Origin of the sequence: Ectobacillus panaciterrae DSM 19096, assembly GCF_000430785.1 — a bacterium.
In the GTDB taxonomy this organism is placed as follows: domain Bacteria; phylum Bacillota; class Bacilli; order Bacillales; family Bacillaceae_G; genus Ectobacillus; species Ectobacillus panaciterrae.
Genome location: NZ_KE387253.1, coordinates 1 through 4,998 on the forward strand (window position 1 = coordinate 1; position 4,998 = coordinate 4,998).

5 protein-coding genes are annotated in these 4,998 nt (G+C 39.6%); 1 reads left to right on the forward strand and 4 read right to left on the reverse strand.

What is annotated here, in order from left to right:
- The 4 genes from H540_RS0127280 to H540_RS0127295 form a co-directional block, all read right to left on the reverse strand.
- A partial coding sequence (locus tag H540_RS0127280; protein WP_028403265.1) for a malate:quinone oxidoreductase occupies nt 1-1,014 on the reverse strand: 1,014 nt, incomplete at its 3' end.
- A 961-nt stretch (nt 1,015-1,975) separates the two neighbouring features.
- Nucleotides 1,976-2,668 carry an LrgB family protein gene (locus H540_RS0127285; RefSeq protein ID WP_028403266.1) on the reverse strand — a complete coding sequence of 231 codons (693 nt, stop codon included), beginning with the start codon at nt 2,666-2,668 and terminating at the stop codon, nt 1,976-1,978.
- On the reverse strand, nt 2,658-3,038 hold the full coding sequence (locus H540_RS0127290; protein WP_028403267.1) for a CidA/LrgA family protein: 381 nt from the start codon (nt 3,036-3,038) through the stop codon (nt 2,658-2,660). The genes H540_RS0127285 and H540_RS0127290 overlap by 11 nt, the downstream gene beginning before the upstream one ends.
- Nucleotides 3,039-3,139: 101 nt before the next feature.
- Nucleotides 3,140-4,036 carry a LysR family transcriptional regulator gene (locus tag H540_RS0127295; RefSeq protein WP_028403268.1) on the reverse strand — a complete coding sequence of 299 codons (897 nt, stop codon included), beginning with the start codon at nt 4,034-4,036 and terminating at the stop codon, nt 3,140-3,142.
- Between the two features lie 692 nt (nt 4,037-4,728).
- Here H540_RS0127295 and H540_RS33895 point away from each other — a divergent pair.
- Nucleotides 4,729-4,998, forward strand: a 270-nt coding sequence (locus H540_RS33895; RefSeq protein ID WP_211241939.1) for a hypothetical protein, incomplete at its 3' end; no start/stop codon positions are given.

The following is a 4,998-nucleotide window of genomic DNA, read 5'->3' on the forward strand; positions in this document are numbered from 1 at the left end:
GGAAGTTACCAAATCAAACATTGAACCGGTTTTTAAAAACTTTGGTGAGAAGCCGGCAAACGGTCCAAATAGCAACGATTTTTTATTGTCGATAAATCGTGTGTCAAGATGCGGAACAGACATTGGAGGAGCACCAACCTTAGCTTTGCCGTATACTTTTGCATGATGCTGCGCTACAACATCCGGATTATTACACACCATAAATATTCCGCTTACCGGGAATCCTCCAATATGTTTTCCTTCAGGAATACCGGATTTTTGCAGTAAATGCAGGCTTCCTCCCCCGCCTCCGATAAAGACGAATTTTGCAGTATGGCGTTCGACAGTACCGCTATCGAGATTCCGCACTTTCAATTCCCACAAGCCGTCACTAGTACGTTTAATATCATTAACACTATGTTTGTAGTTTATATCGACATTTTTACTCTCTAAGTGGTCAAACAACATGCGCGTTAAAGCGCCAAAGTTGACATCAGTTCCAGAGTCGATTTTTGTTGCCGCTATAGGTTCATTCGATGCGCGGCCTTGCATAATAAGCGGAATCCATTCCATCAGTTTTTCCGGATCATCGGAAAATTCCATCCCTTGGAATAGGGGATTGTTTGACAGCGCTTCAAAACGTTTCTTTAAAAACGTTACATTTTGTTCCCCTTGTACCATACTCATATGAGGCAATGGCATGATAAAGTCCTGCGGATTACGTATCAGCTTGCTGTTTACAAGATGAGACCAAAACTGCATTGAAACCTGAAACTGTTCATTAATTTTAATAGCTTTGCTAATATCTACAGATCCATCCGGTTTTTCGACTGTGTAGTTAAGCTCGCACAGTGCCGCATGCCCCGTTCCCGCATTATTCCATTCGTTAGTGCTTTCCTCTCCTGCGTTTGAGAGCTTCTCAAATACTGTAATTTTCCAGTCCGGTACTAATTCTTTCAGAAGTGTCCCCAAAGTCGCACTCATGATTCCGGCACCAATTAAGATAACGTCTATTTTAGTTTCTCTGCTGCTCATTTTTACCTTCCTTATCCCCCTAAAATTCGCAGAAAGGATGTTGGCGCTTCTGCTTAGACGTCACACCAAGCCAAGGCGCGACCTAGCCACACACCTTTTCTATCTCAATTATAACCATATCATAGTGTATTACAATTATTTATAGATTAAAATATCTACTATTATACGATAATTATAAGTTATGTAAAAGCTGAGAAAAGGTGAGAAGTTCGTCCACAAGGCCTAGGAACACACAAAAACCAAAGTCTTAACCCAGCTTCTTACAAGGGTTAAGGCTTTGGTTTGCCGTTACCAGTGAACCGCCACCCTCTAATTTTCGCCTTTACTTATGGTACGGTTCAGTCCGATTAATCCGAAACACCTTACCAGAATTCCCCGTGTTACCCATTCAACATGTCAACATCTGTTCGGGTAATAGGTATTATCCGTTCAACTGTTACTCCTCAAAAAAATAACCCCCTCGGCTGCTAACCAAAGGAGGTTATTTTTTCAGTATTTGGCATACCATCACATCTCAAAATCTTACTGTTCTATAAAAAGCAAGCATACATTCATCACAAAATATTGGTTGCAATCTGGTCACAATTTGGTCACGCACTATCGAAAACTATAAATCATTTTATTACCTACAATTCCCTTAAAAGCTTGATATAAAGGCACTTCTAGACACTTTAGAATACTATAGGAGAATGTATTCCCCACGCTGGCAGCGTAGAGGTCAGGGGTTCGAGTCCCCTATGCGCCATACGAATGATGAAAATCCGTACTACATAAGGATTTGTTCGTGTTAAATAATTCATCTTAACACCGCTACTTTGAGAAATACCTTAACGAGCATCGGGAAGCTGTCCGCTTTCATATCTTTACAGATAAAGAGGTAAAGGAGATAAGCGCAGAGAGTATACCTTGTTCGTATACCCTCGAATGAAAAGTTTAAAAGTCCACACTCTCGCTTCTTGTCCTATAACATCCATGCTTTGATGACTGGTGTCAATGTAAATGCCCAGACTACTGTGATTATCGCACCCACGATATTAGCTAGACTGGAAGAAGATCCCTCTACATCTCCAATTTCAAACGCCTTAACGGTTCCAAGTGCATGTGCCCCCATTCCGTACATCATGCCGATCACCAGAGGATGCTGGATAGAAAAGAGTTTTATAATTTTAGGTCCTAAGTAAACCCCGGCAAAACTGGTCATCATGACAAAAACTGCAGTCAGTGCAGGGATCCCTCCAATCGACTCGGACAAGTTTACAGCTATCGGTGTAGTAATTGAGCGAGGAATAACACTAATTACAGAAATGCTCCCCAATCCGAGCCAGTAGGTAGTTAACACTCCAGCGACGACAGCTACAAGTGAACCTACAGCTAGACTGAATAAAATGATGCGCCAGTTTGCTGCTAGGATAGACCAGTTTCGATAAAGGGGAATGGCAAACGCAACCGTAACCACGTTTAACATTTCATTCAGCGGATATGTTACTTTAGCATAATCCTCATACGGAAGTTTAATGATAATGAGCAAAACGATCATTGCGAGCGGGGTTAGAACAATGGGTGAAAATAACAAGCCGGATTTTCGCTGATTCATTTTTTTCGTGTACCAGTAAATGACCAGCGTGATGATAAAACTAAATGATTTAAGCAGCATCACGCTGTTTCACCTCCTCTGGCTTCAAAAATCTTTCGGAGACAACTCCTGTTGATATCATCACCAGAGCTGTACCGCTAAAGACAATAAATAATATAAAAAGCCCTTTTATTCCAATCAGCCAAGGATATTTCATCATTCCCACTACCGTAGGAACAAAGAATAACAACATCTCCGAAAAGAGTAGTGTCGTTCCTGCTTCCACCCAATTTAATTGAATCCAGCCCAACTGAAGGCTCAAAAACAATAGTCCTAAACCAATTAAGCTTCCAGGGATATTTAAGTGGAAGAAGTAAACGAGCGATTTACCGAGCCAAGTAAAGAAAATGATAATAGCGATTTGCGGCAAAGCCTGTATCCACTTTTTCAACGAAGCCACCTCCGAATAAGAATGATGATTTATACATCATTCTAAACGGTCTCTGTTCAATTCGTAAAATATATATAATTTATAAAAACTATGCAAAAAAGTTATAGACTGGTTTTGCAAGAATTGTTTGCCTGGATATACTTGATAAACTCCCGAGCCGCATAAGAAAGATATTTATTTTTTTTGTAAATTAGCGCTAACTCCCAATCGATGTGTGGATAGGAAATTGAAATCGCATGCACTGTCCGATTATTAAATCTGCTCACCATCGACTTGGGAATCAACGAAATTCCCAACTGTGTCGCTACCATCTCACCGACTAAATCCCACAGAGAACTCATATAAGCAACTTTTGGTTCAAACCCTGACTGCAAACATGCCCGCCTGACCACATCATGAAGGATGTAATCTTCTGTAAAAAGGATAAATGATTCATTTTTTAAATCGGATAAACGGACTGACTCTCTTCCGACTAGCCAGTGTTCACTATCTACGATGATAACCAGCTCTTCAGATAACAAAGGGACCGTTCCAAAAAGCTCGGAGTTAACCGGCAGCACAGTGACCCCTAAATCCATATCCCCTTGTTCTACCTTAAGCTCTAACTGTTTCGCACTGTATTCGACCATCTGAATCTCAATTTGCGGGTATTCCTTCTTAAACCCAGCAAGAATATTAGGAAAAAGCAATACGCCTATAGTAGGCATTAATCCCATTTTCACGATTCCTTTTTTTACATGAACCAGCTCGTTAACAGAAGAATATACATCTTCCACCGACTGCAAAATTTTTAAGGCTTGTTCATAAACTAGTACCCCTGCATCAGTAAGTTCAATTTTCCTCTCCGAACGATCTAACAAAATAACCCTCAATTCATCTTCAAGGCTTTTTATCATCTTGCTGATGGATGGTTGAGAGACAAGCAAAGTTTGCGATGCTTTTGTAAAACTCTTTTGTTTTGCCACTTCCACAAAATAATTAAGTTGTCGAATATCCATTTTTTGAACTCTCCTAAACCAGTTGAATTAATCATGTTTCATATATAAACAATGGTACAAAAAATCAGGCAGTTTTTCAGGTGCTTTTTTATGCGCTCCTGCCGACAAAACGCAGAGATTCTACACTAAGCACGTATGATATTTTTTTGTAAGGTACACATGCACAAACAGCTTGTCCCTTTTTAACATAATAATAATAGTAGTACATTATATGTGGAAGGAAGTGACATTTTTTTACAATTAAAATGATTAATGCATTGACAGGATTTTTAACAGGACTTTTATTTAGCTTCTTTGGTTTGACAATCCTTGTTGTTGTAGCCGGAATCACAGTAAAAAGTTGGAGATCATTCCTTAAGTGGATGCACTTTTTAATCTTATACCATACTTTTATCTATGTAGTGATTAGGCCGTTTATTTATAAGGCTGAGATTCTACCTGTTGAGCAAGCAATTTGGAAATTTGCAGCTATATATCTTCTCATCAATGCTGTGATTCTATTTATTAAGTCACTTGAACGCAATAAAAAAGATTAATATAAATCCATTTAACAAACGAAACAAACAGAGCAGGACGCAAATTTTCTTTCTTCGAATGTACAAAATAGTAATTCTTATTAAGATACGGAGTGATGAATAATGAAGCGCTTTAATGCATGGCTTGGCAACAAACTGGCCTTTTGACTTTCTACAATGGTCTGCTTCTATATCATTCTTGGGCTTGTGATTGTGCCGCTTTTCTTCCAGCGTCCGAATACTCTTGTAGAATGGGTGCAATACGTAATACAAAGCATCTTTCAAGGCATTGCCTTGCCTGTTTTAGGTTATGTGGCAAGGTTCGCCGGGGAAAAGCAAGAAAAGATCGTTAGCGAGACTCATGATACGGTGATGGAGGAGCTGGCTCTAGTGAAGGAAGAATTGACTCTGGCACGAGAACAGCGCGATGCTTTACAAAAAGTCGCA

Coding starts and splice junctions, on each gene's coding strand:
- H540_RS0127295 (WP_028403268.1), bottom strand. CDS start 4,036: ATGGATATTCGACAACTTAATTATTTTGTGGAAGTGGCAAAACAAAAG.
- H540_RS0127285 (WP_028403266.1), bottom strand. CDS start 2,668: ATGCTGCTTAAATCATTTAGTTTTATCATCACGCTGGTCATTTACTGG.